This is a genomic window from Devosia sp. 63-57, assembly GCF_001899045.1.
Classification (GTDB): Bacteria; Pseudomonadota; Alphaproteobacteria; order Rhizobiales; family Devosiaceae; genus Devosia; species Devosia equisanguinis.
Map to the genome: position 1 here is coordinate 754,816 of NZ_MKUY01000003.1, position 21,657 is coordinate 776,472.

Below are 21,657 nucleotides of genomic sequence, written 5' to 3' on the forward strand. Positions count from 1 at the left end.
GGGAGGGGGCGATAGAGCCGCGTCAGCCAGAACGTGAAACGCTCTAGGGTCGCCCGCTCCAACACAAGAGCAGCAGTGACGGCCCGACCTTGGGAGGTCAGATGCGTCACACACCCACCGATCGTCACCCTCGGCCTTGAGCCGAGGGTTCTCAACTTTTGGATGCCTCGGCCAAGTGCAGACCCCTCGGGTCAAGCCCGAGGGTGACGTCCTGAATGTTTGAAGCGTTGTCTACTCACCACCCTCACCCCAGAACCACCTCCCGTTCCACCCCGATATTGTTTAGAAATGTCCGGTCGTGGCTGATGACGAGGAGCGCGCCGTCATAGGCGCGGAGGCCCGCTTCCACCACTTCGATGGCCTCGATATCGAGGTGGTTGGTCGGCTCGTCCAGCACCACCAGAATGGGCGGCCGCGTGCCACCGAGCGCACAGGCGAGGCCGGCGCGCAGCATCTCACCACCACTCAGCGTGCCCACCATTTGCAGCGCCGCATCGTTGCGGAACTTGAAGGCGGCGAGCAGCGCCCGGCAGTCATTGATCGGACTATCAGGATTGATGCGGCGGAAATTGTCGAGAATGGACTGGCCGCGGTCGAGCAGGCCGACCTGCTGGTCGAGCAGTGCCATCTCGCCGCCAAGCGTCACGGTGCCGCTGCTAGGCGGCAGCTGCCCGGTCAGCAGTTTCAACAGAGTGGTCTTGCCCGCGCCGTTTGGGCCGGTAATGGCGACACGCTCCGGACCGATGATCTCGAATGCGGCATTGCGGATGATCGGATGCTCGGTGTCATAGCCGCCGCTGAGATCGGTGGCGCGCAGCACCAGCTTGCCCGCATGCAGTCCGCTCGACGGCAGTTTTACCGCGAAGGGCGTCAACACCTCGATGCGGGCCCGCGCCGTCTCCGCCTCCGCCCGGGCAGCGTCGGTCTGCCTTTCGGCCAGCCAGTCGAGACCGCCGGTGGTTTCCTCGGCCCGGCGCTTGAGCCCACCGAACAGGATGCGCGGTATGCCGCCCTTGGCGGCCGTCCGCTTGCCGGAGGCATTGCGTTTTTCCTGCCGCTCGCGGGCCTCCTGTGCCGCCCGTGCCGCATCCCGGACCTGCCGGTCGGCAACATCGAAATCGTGCTGCGCCGAGGCCAGCTCCAGCGCCTTGCGCTCGCGATAGAGCGTGTAATTGCCGCCATAAGTGCTGGCGCCGAGGCTGGTGAGCTCGACAATGGCATCCATGGTGTCGAGCAGCGTGCGGTCGTGGCTGATGACCACGGCCGCGCCGCGCCAGGACTTCAGCATCTCGGCCACTGCCAGCCGGCCTTCGGAATCGAGATTATTGGTCGGTTCATCGAGAAGGATGATGTCGGGCGCGTCGAACACCAAAGCCGCCAGTGCCGCGCGCGTCCGCTGCCCGCCCGACAGTGTCGAGAGCAGCGTTTGCGCCGACACGTGGAGCTGCAATCCGGCCAGCGCTTCAGCCAGCCGCGCATCGAGCGTCCAGTCCACCTCGGCCAGCGCCTCCGCATCGGCCTCGCCCGCCATGGCACGTTCGAGCAGCGCCAGCCCCGCCCGCACGCCGAACAGATCGGCAATGGTGTCCTCGGGACCCGGCTGCACCTCCTGGCGCAAAACGCCAAGGCGCCCGCTCACCGCGATGCTGCCGGAGGTGGGGGTGAGCTCGCCTGAGATCAGGCGCAGAAGCGTGGTCTTGCCGACGCCATTGCGGCCGACAAGGCCAGTGCGCCCGGCACCGAAGCTGAGATCAAGATTGGAAAAGAGAGTGCGGCTATCAGGACCGGTATAGGTCAACCGCGACAGGGTAATGGAAAAAGGCATGGATCGAGATTTCCTCAAGGGCAATGCAGGTGGGCTTTGCGTTGAGGATGCGATCCATTGCGTACCGTCCGGTCGGGTTGCGATGCGCAGAACATAATGCGTGAGGAGGCAACGTCAAGCGCTCTGGCAAATCGGCGAGCCGGGGAGTAGGGTCCGCCCGCTAATTTCGGGATGCCGGCAGATGGACGTTTTCACCCTCACCACCTTCACCATTGCCTATGCCATTGCGGTGCTGGTTCCGGGGCCGGGCGTGGCCGCCGTGGTGGCGCGGGCGCTGGGCGGCGGTTTCAAGGGCGCCTTCCCCATGGTGCTTGGCATTCTGGCGGGCGACCTGGTCTATTTCCTGTTCGCCGTCTTTGGCCTGGCCGCGATCGCCACCTATTTCGGCCCGGTCTTTATCGTGGTGCGCTGGGCCGGCGCGGCTTATCTCCTTTACATCGCCTACAAATTCTGGACCGCCCGCCCCGGCTCCGAACAGATGAAGCCCAAGAACGAAGACCCGTGGAAGACCTTCCTTGCCGGTTTTTCGCTGACCATGGGCAATCCCAAGACCATCGTCTTCTACCTCGCCATCCTGCCCACCGTGGTGCCGCTGGGCGAGATGAACCCGGTCGCCTTCATCGAGCTGACCACCATCGTGGTCGTGGTGCTGCTGGTGATTGCCTGCGGCTATGCCTGGCTGGCTTCGGCGGCGCGCGAACTGTTCCGCAGCGAACGGGCGCTCAGCCGCCTCAACAAGACCGCCGGCGCCATGATGGCAGGCGCCGCCGGCCTCGTGATCTTCCAGCATTAGGGCCAGTTCAGGATTTGCTAACCTTTTCTTGTCAGCCTTTTTGGCATGGCAAGTGTAAGCAAAATGTCCCAGATGTCCTCGTACGAGCAGATGCAGGTCTGGCGCGAACGCCGCAAGGCGGGCTACGAGCGGTTCCAGCAATTCGCCGCCGTGGCCAATTCGCTGAACTCCATCAAGACCAACGAAGCCATCGGCATGGGCAACATCGTCTCCAAGGTCGCCTACCAGCGCATCTCCAAGAAGGCCTGATCACGGGGCCTTTCCGGGTCACCCCCGCTGCGCTGCCTTGGCTTGCCGGCGGCGGCGGTGAAGGATGGGCTCGGTATAGCCTGAAGGCTGCGACACGCCTTCGAACACCAGTTCGCGCGCCGCATTGAAGGCGATGCCGTCATAAGCCGGGGCCATGGGCTGGTAGAGCGGATCGCCTTCATTCTGCCGATCCACCGCCACGGCCATGCGCCGGAACGCCGCCTCGACCGCTTCGCGCGTGGTGACGCCGTGCAACAGCCAATTGGCCAGGTGCTGGGCCGAAATGCGCAAGGTGGCGCGGTCTTCCATCAGCGCCACGTCATTGATGTCGGGCACCTTGGAACAGCCAATGCCCTGGTCGATCCAGCGCACCACATAACCCAGGATCGACTGGCAGGAATTGTCGAGCTCGCGCCGCACCTCCTCTTCGGAGAGATTGCGGCCCGCAAGCAGCGGCGGGGTCAGGATCTTGCCGAGGTCTGCCGGCGTGCGATGGCGGAGCTCGGCCTGCACCTTGGGCACATCGACCTCGTGATAATGCAGCGCATGCAAAGTGGCGGCGGTTGGCGAGGGCACCCAGGCGGTGTTGGCCCCGGCCTTGGGATGACCGGCCTTGGTGGCGAGCATTTCCGCCATGGCGTCGGGCTTGGCCCACATGCCCTTGCCGATCTGCGCATGACCGGAGAGGCCGGCCGCCAGGCCCACATCGACATTGTTGTCCTCGTAGGCAGAGAGCCAGGCGGAGCCCTTCATGTCGTTCTTGGGCAGCACCGGTCCGGCCTGCATCGAGGTATGGATTTCGTCACCCGTGCGGTCGAGGAAGCCGGTATTGATGAACACCAGACGGTCCTTCACGGCGCGGATGGTCTCCTTGAGATTGGCCGAGGTACGGCGCTCCTCGTCCATGACCCCGATCTTGAGCGTGTTGCGGGCCAGGCCCAGCACATCCTCGATGCGGTCGAAGAGATCATTGGCGAAGGCGGCTTCCTCGGGCCCATGCATCTTGGGCTTGACGATGTAGACGCTGCCGGCGCGGCTATTGCGCGGGCCGGAGGTCTTGGCCAGGTCATGCATGGCGCAGAGGCTCGTCACCATGCCATCGAGAATGCCTTCGGGGGTTTCAGCGCCGTCCAGCAGCACCGCATCGGTGGTCATCAGATGCCCGACATTGCGCACCAGCAGCAGACTGCGCCCTGGCAGCGTCAACGCCTTGCCGTCCGGCGCGACGAAGCTGCGGTCCGGATTGAGCCGGCGCGTCATAGACTTGCCGCCCTTTTCGAAACTCTCGGTCAGGTCGCCCGTCATCAGGCCCAGCCAGTTGCGATAGGCCACCACCTTGTCCTCGGCATCCACCGCCGCGACGGAATCCTCGCAGTCCTGGATCGCCGTCAGCGCCGCCTCGACCACCACATCCTTGAGGCCGGAGGGGCTGAGCTTGCCGATCGCGCTCTCCGGATCGAACAGCAGTTCGAGATGCAATTGATGGTGACGGAACAGCAGCGATTGCGTGGCGCCCTGCCCCGTCGTCCCGACAAAGGCGCTGGGATCGATGAGACCGGTCTCGGTGCCGTCAGCGAGCGTGACGCGCACCGCGCCATCGATCACGGCATAGCTACGGGCACCCGCATGGCTGCCGCCGGACAGCGGAACGGCCTGGTCCAGAAACTGCGCCGCCCGCGTCACCACGGCCGCGCCGCGCGCCGGATTATAGCCCTTGCCCGGCAAGAGATCGCCGGATTGCTCGATGGCATCCGAGCCATAGAGCGCGTCATAGAGGCTGCCCCAGCGCGCATTGGCGGCATTGAGCGCGAAGCGGGCATTCATTACCGGCACCACCAGTTGCGGCCCCGCCAGCGTGGCGATCTCGGCATCGACCTTGCCGGTGCCTATGGTGAAGTCGGGACCCTGCGGCACGAGATAGCCGATCTCGGTGAGGAAGGCGCGGTAGGCGGCGGGGTCGATGGCCTGGCCGCGATGCTGGCGGTGCCAGTCGTCGATCTGGCTTTGCAACCGGTCCCGCGTTTCGAGCAGCGCCTTGTTGCGGGGCGCGAGCTCGCGCAGCAATGCCGCGTAGCCGCCCCAGAACTGCCCCGCATTGAGCCCGGTCCCCGGCAGCGCCTCGTTCTCCACGAATGTGGCGAGACCGGCATCGACCTTGAGGCCAGAACGATCGACATAAGAGGACATGGCAGCCAGCTCCATCGCTTCCAAAATGCGTCAGCTCAAGCCATAGAATTGGCCGTTCGGTCAGTCGATTGGCGGCATTTTTCTTTTCCGCATGGTGGAATGTGCTTTTGAAACCAGTGTAGCATCGCCTCATGAACACCCAAGCCAAAGCCCCAGCCGAGAAGCGCGACGGATCGGTCCAGTCGGTGGAACGGGCCTTGAGCCTGCTGGAAGCCTTGGGCCAGGACGAAGATGGACTGCGGCTCACCGATCTGGCGGAACGCTGCCAATTGTCCGCCTCCACCGCCCATCGCCTGCTGACGACGCTGCAAAAGCGGCGTTTCGTCGAGTTCGACCGCAGCGACGGGCTCTGGCATGTGGGGCGGCAGGCCTTTGCGGTCGGCGCCGCCTTCACCCGCCACCGCAATTTCGTCGCCGTGGCCATTCCCTTCCTCAAGACCCTGCGTGATCGGACGCGTGAAACCGCCAATCTCGGGATTATCGAAGAGGGCGAACTGGTGACCCTGGCGCAGGTGGAAAGCCGCGAGATCATGCGCGCCACCTCCACCGTCGGTGGCCGCTCGCCCATCTATGCCACCGGCATGGGCAAGGCCATTCTGGCCACCTATCCCGAGGATGCGGTGCCGCCAATCCTCCCCAAGGGCCCCTGGCGACGGCTGACCGCCCACACCCTGCCCGGCCAGGCCGAATTCATGGCCGCGCTCAACACCGTGCGCCAAAGCGGCTATGCGCTCGATGACGAGGAATTCCTCACCGGCCTGCGCTGCGTGGCCGCGCCGGTGTTCAATGCACGCGGCGAAGCCTTTTGCGCCATTTCCATCAGCGGCCTCGCCTCGCGCGTACCGCCCGACCGTCTCCCCGAAATCGGCGCATTGGTGATCGACACCGCCGCCGCCATCACCACGGCGCTGGGCGGCCACATGCCCGCCTCGCCCTGATCCCGTCGCCTACAGCAAGGACGCCTATTCCTATGAGCCATTCCGGTCGCCGCGCCGTGCTGTTCGATCTCGACGGCACCCTGATCGATTCCGTGCCTGATATTGCCGGCGCTCTCAACGAACTGATGGGGCTGGACGAGCTGCCGCCCTTTTCGGTCGATGAGGTGCGCCGCATGATCGGCCGGGGCGTCAATGTGCTGGTCCAGCGCGCTTATACGGCGCGTCAGTTCACCCCGCAAAGCCTGGTCACCCGGCTCAATGACATGCACGAAATCTATGGTCGTTATCTTACCGGTGCCACCGTGCCGATGCCGGGCGCCATGGCAGTGCTGAAGCAGTTGCACGCAGAGGCCATGCCCATGGCATTGGTGACCAATAAGCTGCTGACTGCCACCGAAACCATTGTCGACCACTTCGCCTGGCGGCCCTACTTTGGTGCCATCATCGGCGATGGCGCAGGCCTCGCCCTCAAGCCCGCACCCGACATGCTGCTGGCCGCCTGCGAGCGTCTCGGCGTCTCCCCGAGGGAAGCCGCCATGGTCGGCGACAGCGCCGCCGACATCGACTCCGCGCGCCGCGCCGGCATCTTTTCCATCGTGGTGCGCGGCGGCTATGTCACCGAACCGGTAGAAACCTTTGGCGCCGATGTGGTGCTCGACGATCTCAATGGACTGCTCGGTGCGTTGGTGCGTTAGAGACTAGACCCAGTTCGGCACCGGCTCGGCCAGCACTTGCAACTCGGTTGCCGGCGCGCCCTCGATGCGCCTGAGCAGCAGGCGCGTCAGCGCCTCCCCGGCCCCCAGCACATCCTCGCCGATGGCATCGAGATGCGGGGACAGCGCCGGCAGGATGCCGGAGGTCTGCTTGTAGATCAGCTCGATCCCGCGACCCGGCGGCAAGCCACCATCCTGCAAGCCGCCGATCAACGCGATGGTGCGCATTTCGCTGTCGCAGATAATGCCGTCCGGTCGCGCATCCGGCGCCGCCTGCGCAAAACCCAGCCCCAATTGGCGCAGGTCGGCGGGCGTGTGCACGCCCTCCAGCACCTCGCCCACGAGCCCCAGCCGGACCGTGCTGTCGCGAAAACTGCCGACGATGTTGTGGTAGTTCATGGTGGTGTTATCGCCAATGATCAGCGCAACGCGCCGACAGCCTTTTTCAGCCAGCCGCGCCACGGCCAGCGCCGCAAAATTCTCCGCATGGAGATCGTAATAGGGATGGCGCGCCTGAAAGGCGGTGCGGCCATGGCTGACAAAGGGAAAGCCCGCCTCGATCATCAGTTGCACTCGCCTGTCCTGCCGGCCCGTATGGGTGATGATGACGCCGTCGGCATTGCGGTTGTGCAGGATGTGCCGGATGGTGTCGGTGGATTGCTGGCGGTCGAATTCGGGCGTCACCGTCAGGTGATAGGCCGTGCCCTTCAGCGCCTGGCCGATGCCCTGGATCATCTGCCGGGCGAAATCCACAGAGTCCTCGGTTCCGTCCATGACCAGGGCAATCACATTGGTCTTGCCGGTGCGCAGTCGCACGCCGGCGCGATCGGGCACATAACCCAGCTGCCGGGCGGTCTCTGTGACCTTGTCGCGCGTGTCTTGCTTGAGAGTTGAGCCGCCGCGCAAAGCCAGCGACACGGTGGAGAGGCTGAGCCCGGTGGCTTCAGCAATGGTGCGCAACGTGACGCGCTGGCGCCGTTGCGAGGATGCACCATGGTTGTCTTCGGTCATACCTTGGCCCTTTCCGGTCTCATCCTATAGCGGAGAGTCCCGATCGCGGCCAAGCGCGCCGTGTGCCAGCGGACAAACACAGGAGCGCAGGCAAACAGATCATTCACCTTTCCGGCGCGAAGTCTGCGAGCAGGCAAGTGTCATAAGTATATGTTGACCTTTGACCCCATAGCCTTGGGGCATTCGCTTGTTCGAACACCAATAACAGCGCCAGAAGGCACAAAGTCATGGTTTCGGTTCATTCATTTGTCGCAGCCGCCGAGGAGACAGATCAGGCATTGAAATCGTTGTCGGTGCAATGCGCCGGGCTGCGGGATCAGGTATCCTTCGCCTGCATCTTCTACGATGAACGCCATGACGACCGCCTGATCCACGCCTTTCTCGAAGACCATTTCGCCGGTGTGCCCGTCATCGGCGGCACCTCATGCGGCGGCGCCATGAGCGCACAGGGGTTGGGCGGCGAGGGCTCCATCGGCCTGCTCGCCGTCATCGATCCGAACGGAGAATACGGCGTCGCCACTGCCTCATTGCAGGGCGACATTGCCAGCGTGGCCGAAGCGACGCTGCACCGTGCCCTCGCGAATGCAAATTGCCCCGGCGAGCTGCCCGAACTGGTCTGGGTGTATCAGGCCCCCGGCCAGGAAGAGCTGGTGATCGAGGGCCTGCGCCGCGTCGTCGGCGACCGCTGCCCCATCATTGGCGGCAGTTCTGCCGACAACACCGTGGCCGGACGCTGGCGGCAACTCGGCCCCGATGGTCCCATGGCTCATGGACTGGTGGTGGCGGTACTGTTCTCCTCGGGCGGCATCAGCTTTGCCTTTCAGGGCGGTTACGAGCCGGCCGGCCCCAGCGGCGTCGTCACCAAGGTCGCCTATGAACCGCTCGGCAGTTCGGGGGTCGTCACCAGCGCCCGCGGTCGCACCATCGTCTCCATCGACGGCGAGCCTGCAGCCCAGGTCTACAATCGCTGGACCCAGGGCGCGGTGGCCGAGAAGCTGGGCGGTGGCAATATCCTGATGGAAACCACCATGCATCCATTGGGTATCGACGTGGGCAAGATTGGCGATGTGCCGCACTATCTCGTCGTCCATCCCGACCAGGTGCTGGCCGATGGTTCGCTCTGCACCTTTGCCGATATCGCCGAGGGCACAACCCTGTTCAGCATGCGCGGTGACAAGACCCGGCTGGTCGAACGCGCCGGCAAGGTTGCCACCGCCGCCGCCAACGGCCTGTCGGGCGGTCCTGAAAGTCTTGCGGGCGGTCTCGTCGTTTACTGCGCCGGCTGCCGCCTGGCCGTGGACGACCAGATGGACGAGGTCGCCACCACCATTGCCGAGAGTTTTGACGGCAGTCCCTTTATCGGCTGCTTTACCTTTGGCGAACAGGGGCAGGTGCTTGGACACAATGCCCATGGCAATCTCATGATCTCGGCGATTGCGTTTGGGCGCTGACATGGCCAATTCGGAGGAATTGCGGGAAACCATCGTCTCGATGCAGCGAGAGATCGATGTGCTGCGCCGCGAAAAGGGACACGCCACCACCCTGCTCAATGCGCTCGATGCCCTGCTGGTGGTTCCCGGCGGCGACGACCCCTTTGCCAGTGTCTTCGACGCCTTGCTGCCCATGTTCGAGGCACAACTGGCCATCGTGCTGGAGCAGGCTTCGCCCAGCGAGGACATTCTCGACTGCGTGGCATCAAATGATCCCGGCCTCACCGGATCGCGTTGGCGGCCCGATAGCCGCATCAATAAGGTGCTGAGCGGGCGGATCGTCACCACGCTGTCCAGCCACGAACTCGATACCTGCCGGCTGTCGGGCGATGCCAGGCTCGCCAGCAATCAGCCGGCGCTGTATCTGCCGCTGGGTCAGCGCGGGCGCAGGGGTCTGCTGATCCTGCTGCGCAAAGAAGGCGAGCCGGGCTTCGACCGCGCGCATGTGGCGCTTGCCGGCAAATTTTCCCTGCTCGCCTCACACGCCCTTGCCGCCCGCAACGCCCAGCGCAGCGAGGTGGAAAGCCAGCGGCTCAAGCAGCTGACGCATCAGCTCACCGAAAGCCAGGAAACGCTCGCCTTCCGTGCCAACCACGACCAGCTCACAGGCCTGCCCAACCGCACCTATATCGAGGAGCTGGTAGATGCCCGCCTCGCAGAGAGGGGCATGAACGAGAAGCTGGCTTTGGCCTTCATCGATCTCGACGACTTCAAGCGCGTCAACGACCTCTACGGCCATACCATGGGCGATGCGCTGCTGACCGGGGTGGCCAACCGCATTCGCTCCCAGATCCGCAAATCCGACATTCTCGGCCGCATCAGCGGCGACGAATTCGTCGTCGTGCTCGACCCCTATGAGGAACGGCGCGACGTCTCGGCACTGATGGCGCGCATCCACAAGCTGCTCGAACGGCCCTTCGATATCGAAGGCACGCAGATCAAGACCTCGGGTTCGATCGGGGTGGCACTCTATCCCACCCACGGCGCCAGCTACGAGGCGCTGCGCCGCAATGCCGACGCCGCCATGTATCGCGCCAAATCCGTGTCCAAGGGCGGCACCGAATTCTTCAGCCGTTCGCTGGGCCGGGCCATGTCGGACCGGCTGCGGCTGGAACAGCGCCTGCGCGAGGCCTTTGAAAATCAGCGGTTCAAATGCGTGCTGCAGGGCAAGTTCGATACCCGCACCCGCCAGATCCTCGGCTTTGAGGTACTGGTGCGCTGGGTGGACGAACGCGGCCACATCCACGCCCCCGGCACTTTCCTGCAGCCGGCGAGTGAACTGGGCCTGCTCGACGGCATTGCCAGCATGCAACTCGAAGAGCTTTTGGGCCGTCTGCCGGCGCTCGACGCCCGCTTCGGCGACAGTGTCAAATACAGCTTCAACGTCTCCGCCGACCAGGCCTCGCGCCCCGGCTTCATGAAGCAGATCATCCGCCAATTGACCAATTCGGGCCGGGCGGAGCGTTTCACCTTCGAACTCACCGAGGAATCCTTCCTCAAGGCCGAGGCCTTCCAGTCTCAGGTTCTGCCGCATTTGCGCAGCGCCGGCATCGGCATATCCATCGATGATTTCGGCACTGGCTATTCCTCGCTTTCGCTCTTGGCCAATATCACTGCCGACGAGATCAAGATCGATCGCTCCTTCATCAAGGATATCGACAATCGCGGTGACCACCAATCGATCCTGCGGGCCATCGAGTCATTGGGCAAGGCGCTCAATGTCAGCGTGGTGGCAGAGGGAATCGAAACCGAGAACGAGCTGCTCTATCTCCAGGACCATACCGGCATCAGCTATGGCCAGGGCTTTCTGTTCCATCGCCCGGCCTTTATCGATGACTTGCTTTCGAGCGCCGAGATCAGCACAAGATCGGCGACGCGCCGCGCCTGATCGGGCAGCGCGGAACGTCTGGTGGCACCAGGCGTTGCCAGTGGCAAACCGAGAAGCAGATGTTCGACACGCTCAATCGTTCCCCCCTCGTCCAGAAACTGCGCCAGTTCGTTACCAACGAGACAAGGCTGCTGATCTCCATCGGCCTGGTTTCGGGGCTGGTGCTGACCTTTCTCTTCATCGCCGACCTGATGATCGAAGGCGAGGTCGAGGCCTTCGACCGCTCCATCCTCATGCTGTTCCGCGACCCGGCCAATCCCAATCAGGTGATCGGCCCCACCTGGATGCACGAAATGGTGCGCGATATCACCTCCCTGGGCAGTTTTGCGCTGCTGGGGCTGATCGTTATCGGGGTATGCTCCTACCTGCTGCTGGCCCACAAGCGCATCGAGGCGGCGGTGGTGGCCGTGTCGGTCGTCACCGGTACCATTCTCAGCACCGTGCTGAAGATGAGCTACAACCGCCCCCGCCCCGAGCTCGAGGTCATGTCGCACCAGTTCACCTCCAGCTTTCCGAGCGGCCATTCGCTGATTTCGGCGGTAACCTATCTGACCCTGGGCGCCGTGCTCTCGCGTTTCGCGCCGACGCGGCAGCAGCGCATCTTCATCTTCTCGCTCGCGGTCTTCCTCACCCTCATCGTCGGGCTAAGCCGTCTCTATATGGGCGTGCATTTTCCCAGCGATATTCTGGCGGGCTGGTGCCTGGGGGCCGCTTGGGCCCTGCTGTGGAGCATGGTCGCCTTCCAGCTGCAGAGCCGCGGCGCCATCGAAAAGCCGGACGAAGACAAACACGGCTGAGACGCCCGGCGGCGCCTTATTGGGCCGTCGCTGCCCGTGCGGAGCGCCTGGTATTGATCACGCAGGCGCCGACGATGAGAATGGCGCCGGCCCAGAAAGCCAGTTGCGGAATTTCGCCGAAAAAGACGAAGCCCAGCACCGCCGCCCACAGCAAAGCCGTATAGTCGATCACCGCGAATACCGAGACGGGGATCAACCGCAGCCCGTTTATGACCAGCACAAAGCCGGCGGCGCCGAGAAAACCGATCAGCCCCATCAGACCCAGCGTCGGCGGCGTCAGCTCCGGCAATGGGCCAAAGGCCAGCGGCAACACCAGCACGGCAGCGACAAGCGACTGCCCCAGCGTCATCGCCGCCGGCTGCTCGCTGCTCGAGTGATGTTTCAGCAGTGCCAGCACCAGCGCATAGGTGAATGGCGCCAGCAGCGCCGCGGCCCAGGCCAGCGGCTCACCGGCACCCGCGCCGATCTCGGCACCATCACCACCCAGAATGATGATCCCCGCACCCAATGCGCCGAGCAGCAAGGCCAGCCAGGCCGGCCCGTTGAGCCTTTCCTTGAACACCACGGCCCCGAGCAGGGTCACATAAAGCGGCGCCGTCATGCCGAGCGCCGCCACCACCGCCAGCGGCAGGCGGCCGACGGCGTAGAAGAACATCGTGGCGGTCGCCACCAGCAGTGCTCCGCGCAGCGCCTGCCGTCCCAGATCCGTAAGCTTTGGCCATTGCCCTCGCGTCAACACGATCCACAAAGCCAGCCAGATCGCGGCGCCGAGAAAGCGCACGAAGACGATCTGGAAGGTGGAGACCTGCCCGCCCAGCGCCTTGGCTACGGCATCCATGCTGCACATGATGGCAATGCCGCCGGCGCTCAGCAGGACGCCCTTTGTGCTCTGGTTCATGAAAGGCTCTTGGACAGGAAAGTGCGAGTGCGGCCCTTGGGAAAATCGGGCAGCTCTCCGAAGACCTGATAGCCCGCCTTCTGGTAGACGTGAAGGCCATGGGGATTAAAGGTGTCGATATAGGCGCCGTGGCAGCCGCGCTGCCTGGCCTCCGCCTCGGCTTTTGCCAGCAGCTGTCCGGCCATACCCTGCCCGCGCAGGCTCTCATCGACCCAGAGCCATTGCACATAGAGCCAGCCCCAGCCCGTATAGCCGGACAGACCCGCCACCAGCCCATTCTCACCGCGCACGAAGACCGCCAGCGGCCGCCGATCCGAGGGACCGGCATCGGCATCGTTGAACGCCGTGAGGTTCGCGCCCAGTGCTGCCAGATCGGCGGCATCAGGCGTTTCAGTCAGCTCCAGAAGCGGCGCATCCATGGCGTCAGGCGGCCAGCACGCCACCGGTCAGCGGATGCGGCGCGCCGGTGGTGGTGGGGAAGCTGATGGGCAGGCCGCGCAGCACGCGCACCGCGAGGAAAGCGAAGCATTCCGCCTCGATGGCATCACCGCGCCAACCCACGGCCTCAGCGGGCACCGCCACCACGCCAGCCCGGTCGGGCAGCATTTTCATGATCGCCGGATTGTGCCGGCCACCGCCGCAGACGACGAGCTTTTCCGGCCGCTGCGGCAAGAGATCGAGCGCCTTTCCCACGGCGCCGGTGGTGAACGCGGTGAGCGTTGCGGCACCATCATCGGCATTGAGGCCATCGGCCATGGTGTAGAGGAAGTCGAAACGATCGAGCGACTTGGGATAAGGCGCGCTGAGATAGGGGTGGGTCAGCAGCTTTTTGAGCCGCGCTTCGTCCACTGTCCCGCGCAAGGCGCGCTCGCCATCGCGGTCCATGTCGCCCAGGCCAAGGCCCTTGATGAAATCATTGATTGGCGCATTGGCCGGGCCGGTATCGAAGGCCACCAATGTGTCCTTGCCATCCCAGAAGGTGACATTGGCGACGCCACCCAGATTTAGCACCGCCGTCTTGCCGTCGGTCGCGCCAATCTTCCTGAGCAGCGCCTGATGATAGAGCGCCGCCAAAGGCGCCCCCTGCCCGCCGGCGCGCACATCGGCGGAGCGGAAATCATAGGCGACCTTGATGCCGGTGAGCTCATGCATCAGGGCGCCATTGCCCAATTGCCGCGTCGCGCCGATGCGTCCCGGCTGCGGAGCGCGATGCAGCACGGACTGGCCATGGAAGCCGATGACGCCTATGTCTTGAGGCATGAGGCCGGCCTGCTTGACCAGATCGAGCACTGCCGCGGACTGCGCGCGGGTCAGCGCATCTTCGGCTTCAGCGAAGATAGCAGGCTCGGGGCCCTCGAAATTCCACACGCGGGCCTGTGCCAGGGTTTCCTCGAGCAGGTCGCGGATCGATTGCGGATAGGGCGCCAGCGTATAGGCGCCGAAACTGTCGACGCTTTCGCCATCGCTGCGCAACAGGGCCACGTCGATATTGCCGTCGAGCACGGTTCCCGTCATCAGCCCAATGGCCCAGATCGGCTGCATCGCCGTCTCCTATTCAGCGTTGATCAGGTCACCCACGGCCCGGCGCAGCGCAAAGATGCCGCTGTCGAAATGGCGCGTGGGGTGCACCCGGTTGGTCAGCAGGGTCCAGGCCTGGCCGCGCGCGAAGTCGATCCAGATGCCGGTGCCGGTAAAGCCGGTATGGCCGATGGTTTGGGGTGTGCACAATTCGCCGCCCGACCAGCCGTCATAGGGCCGTTCCCAGCCATGGGTGCGCCGCGCCGAAAGCGGCGTGCGGATGAGCGCGTCCGAACCGGCATTGGCCAGCTTGTCGGCGGCGAAATCGAGCATCGAGGCCACCGTGCCGAAGAGCCCAGCATGGCCGGCGCCCTGCAGCGCCGAGCAATTGTCGTCATGCACCTCGCCCACCAGCACGCGGTGGCGCCAGTAGCAGTCCTCGGTCGCCGCCGCATTGGCCGGTTCGGCCGACCAGGCAAAGCCGGGGCCGGGGTCCATATCGCGGATCCATTTGCCCTCGATGCGCTCCAGCGCGAGGCCGAGCAGGATATAGTTGATGTCGGAATAGACCGATGGCCCCGCCGCAAACTCGTGCTGCAACAGGAAGGTACGCAACAGGTCGGGATCGCGGCCATAGGTGTAGAGCGGGAACACCGCCGGAAACGGCGTCTGGTGCCCGAGGCACTGCCGGAAGGTGACCCGACGTTCCCAATTGTCGAGATTGTAGTGTCGATAGTCGGGCAGAACCGTGGTCAAAGGCGCATCGAGATCGATCCGCCCTTCCGCCGCCAGCGCGATGATGCGGTCGGTGGTGAACGCCACCTTGCTGATCGAGGCGAGATCGAACCAGGTGTCCTCCCGCATCGGCCGGCGCTCCGGCACGGTCTGGGCGAAGCCGATGGCGCGCACGGCGCGATTGCCGGATGCATCGACCACGCCCAGCACGCCGCCGGGAATACGGCCCGCCTCAACGGCAGCGTCCAGCGGCACAAAGGCGCGCTCGAGTTGATCGTGCACAGCGCTCATCGTCCATCCTCCAGCCGCACGCGATGATCGGCGCCGGCATCGCGCCAGGCTGCCGGGGGCGGCTCATAGCCGGCCGGGCGCACCAGCGAGGGCACCTGCGTCACGTCGACGGCAAAATGCTGCTTGCGCCGCTCCACCGCCGGAACAGCCGAGATCAGTCGCTTGGTATAACTGTGTTGCGGGTCGGAGAGCACAGCGCGTGCGTCGCCGATCTCGACCACCTGCCCGGCATACATGACCGCAATCCGGTGGGCGATGCGCTCCACCACCGCCATGTCGTGGGAAATGAAGAGATAGGCCAGCCCGAATTCGCGCTGCAGATCGACCAGCAGGTCCAGCACCTTGGCCTGCACCGACACGTCGAGCGCCGACACGGCTTCGTCCAGCACCACCACGTCGGGATTGAGCATCAGCGCCCGCGCGATGCAGAGGCGTTGGCGCTGCCCACCGGAGAATTGGTGCGGAAAGCGCACCAGCGCGTCCTGCGGCAGGCCCACGCGTTCGAGCAGAAAGGCCATGCGCTTGCGCAGCGTGTCGTCCAGCTTCTGGCCATTGGCGATGGACGGCTCGGCCAAGAGCGCCTCGACATTGAGCCGGGGATTGAGCGAAGCGAACGGGTCCTGGAACACCATCTGGATCGGACGCTTCGACCGCCCCGCCGCCGTTGCGATCTCACCGCGCTGCCGGCTCACCAGGCCGAGCAGCGCCTTGGCCGTGGTCGACTTGCCCGAGCCGGACTCGCCCACAATGGCCAGGGTCTCGCCCGGCATCAATTCGAAGCTGACGCCATCGACGGCATGCACGGCGGATTTTGGCTTGAACAGCCCCTTGCCGACAGCAAACCGCACCACCAGATCGTCCACCGCCACCACCGGCTGCCGGGTTTCGGTGCGGGCGCCATCCTCGCGCACCGACTGCCCGGCGGTGAAATGCGGCACGGCCTGCAGCAGATGCCTGGTATAGTCGTGCCGCGGATGATCGAGCACCGCGCCGGTATCGTTCTGCTCCACCGCCACGCCTTGCTGCATCACCATGATGCGGTCGGCAATACCGGCCACAAGGCCGATATCGTGGGTGATGAAGATCATCGCCATGTCGGTCTCGGCACGCAATTCGGCGAGCAGCGCCATGATCTGGGCCTGCACCGTCACGTCGAGCGCGGTGGTCGGCTCGTCGGCAATCAGCAGGCGGGGCGCACTGGCCAGCGCCATGGCGATCATGACGCGCTGACGCATGCCGCCCGAGAGTTGATGCGGATAATAGCCGAGCCGCGTCCTGGCATCGGGGATGCGCACGCGATCGAGCACATCGAGCGCCGCCTGCTTGGCCGCAGCCCCCACAAGGCCGCGATTGAGCTTGAACGCCTCCTCGATCTGCGCACCGATCGTGTGCACCGGATTGAGCGAGGTCATCGGCTCCTGGAAAATCATCCCCACTTCGCTGCCGCGAATATGGCGCAGGGTCTTTTCCTGGGCCTTTGCCACGTCGAGCACGCTGCCGTCTTCCCGGGTGAGGAGAATGGAGCCGCCGGTGACCGTGCCGCCACCGAAATCGACAAGGCGATTGATCGATAGCGCTGTCACCGACTTGCCCGAACCGGACTCGCCGACAATGGCAAGCGTCTGGCCCCGGTCGAGGTCGAAGCTGACCCCACGCACCACTTCATTGGCCCTGGGATCGCGGCCGAAGCCGACGCGCAGATCGCGAACGGAAAGCAGCGTGCTCATGCCGTCCTCCTCTGGGTGCGCGGATCGAGAATATCGCGCAGGGCATCGCCGGTGAGGTTGAACCCCAAAATGCCGAGCATGATGGTCAGCGCCGGGAAGATCATCAGCCAGGGCGCCTGCTGCATGAGATTCTTGCTTTCCGACAGCATGAGGCCGAGCGAGGGCGTCGGTGGCTGCGTGCCCAGCCCGAGAAAGGACAGCCCCGCCTCGGTCAGCAGGGCCCAGGCCAGTGCCAGGGTCACCTGCACCGCCAGCGGCGCGACCAGGTTCAGCAACAGGTGCCGGGTCAGAATATAGCGCTGCGAACTGCCGAAGGTGCGCGCGGCGTCGACGAAATCGCGCTGTTTCAGCGACAGCGCCGGCCCGCGCACCACGCGGGCAAAGATCGGCGTATAGACGATGCCGATGGCGGCGACGCTGGTGAAGGTGCCCGGGCCGACAATGGCGATGATCAAGAGCGCCAGAAGGATTGCCGGAAAGGCCAGCAGCACATCCATGATGCGCATCAGGATGCCGTCCCAGAGCGAACCCCACCAGGCCGCGAGCAGGCCGATAATGGTTCCGGCAATGGTTGCCACCGCCACCGAGAGGAAGGCGATGATCATCGACTGGCCGATACCAACCATCAGCCGGCTGAAGGTGTCGCGACCGAGCAGGTCGGTGCCCATCCAGAAGCTGGCGCTGGGCGGCTTCAGCCGGTCGAGCATGAACTGCTTCAGCGCATTGTTGGGGGTCAGCCCCAGCGCGCCCAGAAGGGCGGCGATGAGGTAGAGGCCGATGATGAAGACGCCGATGCGTCCGGACGGATGCCGGATCAGCGCGGAAAATACCTTGCCCATCAGCGGCCTCCCAACCGGATACGCGGATCGAGAGCGACATAGGCCAGATCGACCAGAAGGTTCACGACGAGGAAGTTGAAGGCGATGAACAAGACGGTTCCCTGCACCAGCGCATAGTCGCGCTGCGTAATGGCATCGAGCACCAGCCGGCCAAGGCCCGGCAGCGCGAAAATCTGTTCGACGATGACGGCGCCGCCGAGGAGGTAGCCGAACTCCACCCCCGACAGCGTCACCACTGGGATCAGCGCATTGGGCAGCGCATGGCGCCACACCACGCTCATCGACGAGGCGCCCTTGGAACGGGCGGTGCGGATATAGTCGTCGCTCAGGACATCGAGCATGGCCGAGCGCGAAATGCGCATGACCGAGGCGGCGAAGGCAAAGCCCAGCGTCACCGCCGGGAAGAACAATTGCCCGATACTGGCCAGAGGATCGACGAAAAGCGGGGTGAACGTACCCATGGCCGGCACCATGCCGAAATAGACCGAGAGCACATAGATGATGAGAATGCCGATGACGAAGGCCGGCGTCGACTGGCCAAGCATGGCCAGGATGCGCACCACGAGATCGGTGGGCTTTTCATTGCGCGTCGCGGCCAGAACGCCAAGCGGCACGCCGACGCTGAGCGCGATGACCATGGACATCAGCGCCAGCTGCAGGGTCAGCGGAAAGCGCTCGAGAATGACCGAGAGCACCGGCTTTGCATAGATCGAGGAAATGCCGAGATCGCCCTGGAACAGGCCGGAGAGCCAGCGCCAATATTGGATCCAGACCGGTTGATCGATGCCGAAATAGGCCGCCAGCGCCGCGCGTTGCGCCGGGGTCATCATGCCGGCCTCGGTGCCGAGCATGGCGATGATCGCATCGCCCGGGATCCGCCGGATCGACACGAAGACCAGGATCGACACGCCCAGGAGGATGAAGGGGAATGTCAGCAGGCGCTGCGCCACATAATTCATGGCAAGTCGTTCTCCGTACCTGCTTCATTCAAACACAATCGGACAGCAAAGCCACCTCGCCGCCTCCCGTTCAGGAGTGGCTGGCCAGGAAGGCCAAACCCCTCCCCTCCGTGAAGAGGGGAGGAGCAATTTGGAAAAGGCTGATCTTACTGGATCGACACCTTGGTCAGGCCGAACAGCGTGCCTGTCGGCGAGGATTCAAAGCCTGTGACGGTCTTGAGCTGGGCCGTGTAGCTGTAGCCGGTCGAGAGCCACAGCCAGGGCGAAAGCTCGGCCAGGCGGCTTTCGAAGGTGTGGAAGATTTCGACGCGCTTGGCCGGATCGGTTTCGGCCTGGCCCTGCTTCATCAGGCTATCGAGCTCGTCATCGGTGAAGTTCGAGACCTTCACCAGATTGCCGTCCTTGGTGAAATAGCGGTTATACATCGGGAACGGGTCCGGACGGCCGCCATTCTGGGCCACGGCCATGTCGAAATCACCCTTGAGCCAGGTGTCGACATAGACGTTGAGTTCCATGATCTCGATTTCGAGATTGATGCCGATTTCGGCCAGCTGGGCCTGCAGCACCTGGGCTTCGGAGGCGGCAACCGGCGGCTCGCCGGTAGCGGCGATCACCTTGGCGGTGAAGCCATCGACACCAGCCTCGGCCATCAGCGCCTTGGCCTTCTCGACGTCCTGCTCATAGCAGAACAGCGTGCTCGGATCCTGGGCGAAGGCCGGCATGGTCAGGGGGCCGGTCACCTTGCCTTCGCCGGCCAGCGCCGCGTCGATGATTTCCTGGCGGTTGATGGCGCAGGACATGGCCTGACGCACGAGGAGATTGTCCATCGGCGCCCGCGACGGGTTGAGCTGGAGCACGTTGTAGGCCAGCACGCCGACGCGGTTGAGCTCGAGGTTCGGCTCGCTCGGCACCATGGTGGCGACCAGCGGGTCGTTCAGCAGCGCGAAGTCGGTCTGGCCGGCGCGCAGCGAGGCGAGGATCGCGGTTTCGTCCGGCAGCACGGAGATGGTGATGCCATCGATGGCAAGGTCGCCACCGGCCCAGTCGGCATTGGCGCTCAGCACTTCCTTGGCATTGGGCTCCCAGGAATCGAGCTTGAACGGGCCCGAACCCAAAGCCGTGGTGCCGACGCTACCGGCGGTGATTTCGCTGGCCGGCAGAATGGCGGCATTGATCGTGGCCATGGCGACCAGGATCGGCACGTCAGCAGTGGACAGGTTGAACACCACCGTCTCGGCATCGGGTGTATCGATGCTGGCGATGGACAGGAAGTTGGAGCGGGCAGCGGCGGAGGTGGCTTCGTCGAGGATACGCTCAAACGAGGCCTTCACGTCTGCCGAAGTGACCTGCGCGCCATTGGTGAACTTGGCGTTGGGGTCGAGCTTGAAGGTCAGCGTCTTGGCGTCGGAGGCGAATTCCCAGCTCGTGGCGATGGCGGGAACGACGTTCAGCTCGGCATCGAGGCGCACCAGCGGCTCATAGATGAGTTCGAGCAGGCGCAGCGACGAGAAGGCCGTCTGCTTGTGCGGGTCAAGACCGGTGGCGTCCTGCGACCAGGCCATGCGCAGGCTCGCAGCCTGTACCGGCAGGGCAAACACCGAGGTCGAAAGCGCGGTGGCGATGGCAAGTCCGGCGATCAGCTTGCGCGGCGTGGTCCATTGCATTGTCGTATCCCTCCTTTGGATAGCGTTCCGCCCAGAAGCGGAGTGCAAATGCTGTCCTGGCCACCCCTCCCTCTCCCGCAACCGACCGGCCGCAGAGGCCGAGGGCGAGCGTGACCTTGGGATGAAGCCTAGGAAGTCTGGAGCCTGCCTGTCAACGATTTTCAGACTTTCCAACAAGTCTGAACTTTTGTTTCACAGCGCCGGAAATTTCTGTACTGTTCCGCCCGTTCGCGTCGCCCTGCCCGGCCCGCGACGCCTGGGAGAGAGCGGGGACGAAAAGAGTGGGCATTCAGTCGACCATCGAGGCATCCGCCGACAAGTTCACCCCCGCCATGCAACGGGTGGCCTCGGTCATCCGCGACAATCCGGGCGTGGTGCTCGACAAGACCATTTCCGATCTCGCCACCGCCTGCAAAACCTCGGTCGCCACCATTGTGCGCTTCTGCCGGACGCTGGGCCTTTCCGGTTATGCGCAGCTGCGCATGTCACTGGCCACCGAACTGGGGCGCGAGGCGGCACAATATGGGCCCGGCCTGACGCTGGGCGCGGAGATCGCCCGCTCGGACACGCTGCAGGAAATGGCCTCCAAGGTCGCAACGCTGGAAATGCTGGCCATTGACGAAACCGTCTCCAGCCTCGATTTCACCGCGCTGGAACGCGTGGTCGCCGCCCTCGACACCGCCCAGCGCATCCTGCTCTTCGGCATCGGCGCCAGCCAGTTTGTGGCCCAGGACCTGCACCACAAGCTGTTCCGCGTCGGCCGCAATGCCTTCCTGATGGCCGATCCGCATGAGGCTTGGTCCGCGGCGCTGCTGTCGCCGCCGGGAACCATTGCCATCGGCTTTTCCCATTCCGGGAACACTGCCGATACCGTGCGCTATCTCGAAATCGCCCGCCAGGCCGGGGCGCTCACCATCGCCATCACCGGCGCAGCCGATTCGCCCCTGGCCCAGGCCGCCGATGAACGGCTGATCAGCCATGCGCGCGAAAGCCGATTGCGCGCCGGAGCCATGGTCAGCCGCATTGCCCAATTGGCCATTGTCGACTGCCTGTTCCTCGGCGTCGCGCATCTGCGCTACGAACAGACAGTAGATGCGCTGCAAAAGACGCGCGACGTCACGCACCCGAAATAGGG

19 protein-coding genes are annotated in these 21,657 nt (G+C 64.5%); 8 read left to right on the forward strand and 11 right to left on the reverse strand.

The window, feature by feature from the left end:
- Positions 1–244 precede the first annotated feature (244 nt).
- The gene (locus BGO80_RS03780) at positions 245–1,825 is read right to left on the reverse strand and encodes an ABC-F family ATP-binding cassette domain-containing protein (RefSeq protein ID WP_286719200.1); all 1,581 of its coding nucleotides are present in this window, start codon (positions 1,823–1,825) and stop codon (positions 245–247) included.
- A gap of 181 nt (positions 1,826–2,006) precedes the next feature.
- Between BGO80_RS03780 and BGO80_RS03785 the strand changes: the two genes are divergently transcribed.
- Positions 2,007–2,618 carry a LysE family translocator gene (locus BGO80_RS03785; RefSeq protein WP_286719202.1) on the forward strand — a complete coding sequence of 204 codons (612 nt, stop codon included), beginning with the start codon at positions 2,007–2,009 and terminating at the stop codon, positions 2,616–2,618.
- Positions 2,619–2,681: 63 nt separating this feature from the next.
- Entirely contained in the window at positions 2,682–2,867 is a 186-nt protein-coding gene (locus BGO80_RS03790; protein ID WP_126150428.1) for a hypothetical protein, read from the forward strand.
- Positions 2,868–2,885: 18 nt separating this feature from the next.
- Here BGO80_RS03790 and BGO80_RS03795 read toward each other — a convergent pair whose 3' ends face one another.
- Positions 2,886–5,054 carry a malate synthase G gene (locus tag BGO80_RS03795; RefSeq protein ID WP_286719204.1) on the reverse strand — a complete coding sequence of 723 codons (2,169 nt, stop codon included), beginning with the start codon at positions 5,052–5,054 and terminating at the stop codon, positions 2,886–2,888.
- A gap of 131 nt (positions 5,055–5,185) precedes the next feature.
- On the opposite strand from BGO80_RS03795, the gene BGO80_RS03800 reads away from it, so the two are divergent.
- Entirely contained in the window at positions 5,186–5,992 is an 807-nt protein-coding gene (locus BGO80_RS03800) for an IclR family transcriptional regulator (RefSeq protein ID WP_286719206.1), read from the forward strand.
- A 32-nt stretch (positions 5,993–6,024) separates the two neighbouring features.
- Positions 6,025–6,687 carry an HAD-IA family hydrolase gene (locus BGO80_RS03805; protein WP_286719208.1) on the forward strand — a complete coding sequence of 221 codons (663 nt, stop codon included), beginning with the start codon at positions 6,025–6,027 and terminating at the stop codon, positions 6,685–6,687.
- Positions 6,688–6,690: 3 nt separating this feature from the next.
- Here the strand turns inward: BGO80_RS03805 and BGO80_RS03810 are convergent, their stop codons facing one another.
- Complete coding sequence (locus BGO80_RS03810) at positions 6,691–7,716, reverse strand: LacI family transcriptional regulator (RefSeq protein WP_286719210.1); 1,026 nt, start codon at positions 7,714–7,716, stop codon at positions 6,691–6,693.
- Positions 7,717–7,994: 278 nt separating this feature from the next.
- Between BGO80_RS03810 and BGO80_RS03815 the strand changes: the two genes are divergently transcribed.
- Genes BGO80_RS03815 through BGO80_RS03825 form a run of 3 tightly spaced genes read left to right on the forward strand, consistent with a single transcriptional unit; the run spans position 7,995 to position 11,891 of the window.
- Positions 7,995–9,167: an FIST signal transduction protein gene (locus BGO80_RS03815; RefSeq protein ID WP_286719211.1), complete on the forward strand. Its 1,173-nt coding sequence runs from the start codon at positions 7,995–7,997 to the stop codon at positions 9,165–9,167.
- A gap of 1 nt (position 9,168) precedes the next feature.
- Positions 9,169–11,094: a putative bifunctional diguanylate cyclase/phosphodiesterase gene (locus tag BGO80_RS03820; protein ID WP_286719213.1), complete on the forward strand. Its 1,926-nt coding sequence runs from the start codon at positions 9,169–9,171 to the stop codon at positions 11,092–11,094.
- A 59-nt stretch (positions 11,095–11,153) separates the two neighbouring features.
- Complete coding sequence (locus BGO80_RS03825) at positions 11,154–11,891, forward strand: phosphatase PAP2 family protein (RefSeq protein WP_286719215.1); 738 nt, start codon at positions 11,154–11,156, stop codon at positions 11,889–11,891.
- 16 nt (positions 11,892–11,907) lie between these two features.
- Here BGO80_RS03825 and BGO80_RS03830 read toward each other — a convergent pair whose 3' ends face one another.
- From BGO80_RS03830 to BGO80_RS03865, 8 genes are all read right to left on the reverse strand, one after another.
- Positions 11,908–12,789, reverse strand: a complete 882-nt coding sequence (locus BGO80_RS03830; protein WP_286719216.1) for a DMT family transporter — start codon at positions 12,787–12,789, stop codon at positions 11,908–11,910.
- Complete coding sequence (locus BGO80_RS03835; protein WP_286719218.1) at positions 12,786–13,208, reverse strand: GNAT family N-acetyltransferase; 423 nt, start codon at positions 13,206–13,208, stop codon at positions 12,786–12,788. The genes BGO80_RS03830 and BGO80_RS03835 overlap by 4 nt, the downstream gene beginning before the upstream one ends.
- Positions 13,209–13,212: 4 nt before the next feature.
- Entirely contained in the window at positions 13,213–14,331 is a 1,119-nt protein-coding gene (locus BGO80_RS03840; protein WP_286719220.1) for an anhydro-N-acetylmuramic acid kinase, read from the reverse strand.
- Between the two features lie 9 nt (positions 14,332–14,340).
- A complete protein-coding gene (locus BGO80_RS03845; protein WP_286719221.1) occupies positions 14,341–15,333 on the reverse strand; it encodes a serine hydrolase domain-containing protein in 993 nt (330 codons plus the stop codon).
- Positions 15,330–17,060, reverse strand: a complete 1,731-nt coding sequence (locus BGO80_RS03850) for an ABC transporter ATP-binding protein (protein ID WP_286719222.1) — start codon at positions 17,058–17,060, stop codon at positions 15,330–15,332. Before BGO80_RS03850 ends, BGO80_RS03845 begins: the two co-directional genes overlap by 4 nt.
- The gene (locus BGO80_RS03855) at positions 17,057–17,899 is read right to left on the reverse strand and encodes an ABC transporter permease (RefSeq protein WP_286719224.1); all 843 of its coding nucleotides are present in this window, start codon (positions 17,897–17,899) and stop codon (positions 17,057–17,059) included. Before BGO80_RS03855 ends, BGO80_RS03850 begins: the two co-directional genes overlap by 4 nt.
- Entirely contained in the window at positions 17,899–18,858 is a 960-nt protein-coding gene (locus BGO80_RS03860) for an ABC transporter permease (RefSeq protein WP_286719225.1), read from the reverse strand. The genes BGO80_RS03855 and BGO80_RS03860 overlap by 1 nt, the downstream gene beginning before the upstream one ends.
- A 146-nt stretch (positions 18,859–19,004) precedes the next feature.
- On the reverse strand, positions 19,005–20,522 hold the full coding sequence (locus tag BGO80_RS03865; RefSeq protein ID WP_286719226.1) for an ABC transporter substrate-binding protein: 1,518 nt from the start codon (positions 20,520–20,522) through the stop codon (positions 19,005–19,007).
- A gap of 281 nt (positions 20,523–20,803) precedes the next feature.
- Here BGO80_RS03865 and BGO80_RS03870 point away from each other — a divergent pair, with 281 nt between their 5' ends.
- Entirely contained in the window at positions 20,804–21,655 is an 852-nt protein-coding gene (locus BGO80_RS03870) for a MurR/RpiR family transcriptional regulator (RefSeq protein ID WP_126150412.1), read from the forward strand.
- Positions 21,656–21,657: the final 2 nt, after the last annotated feature.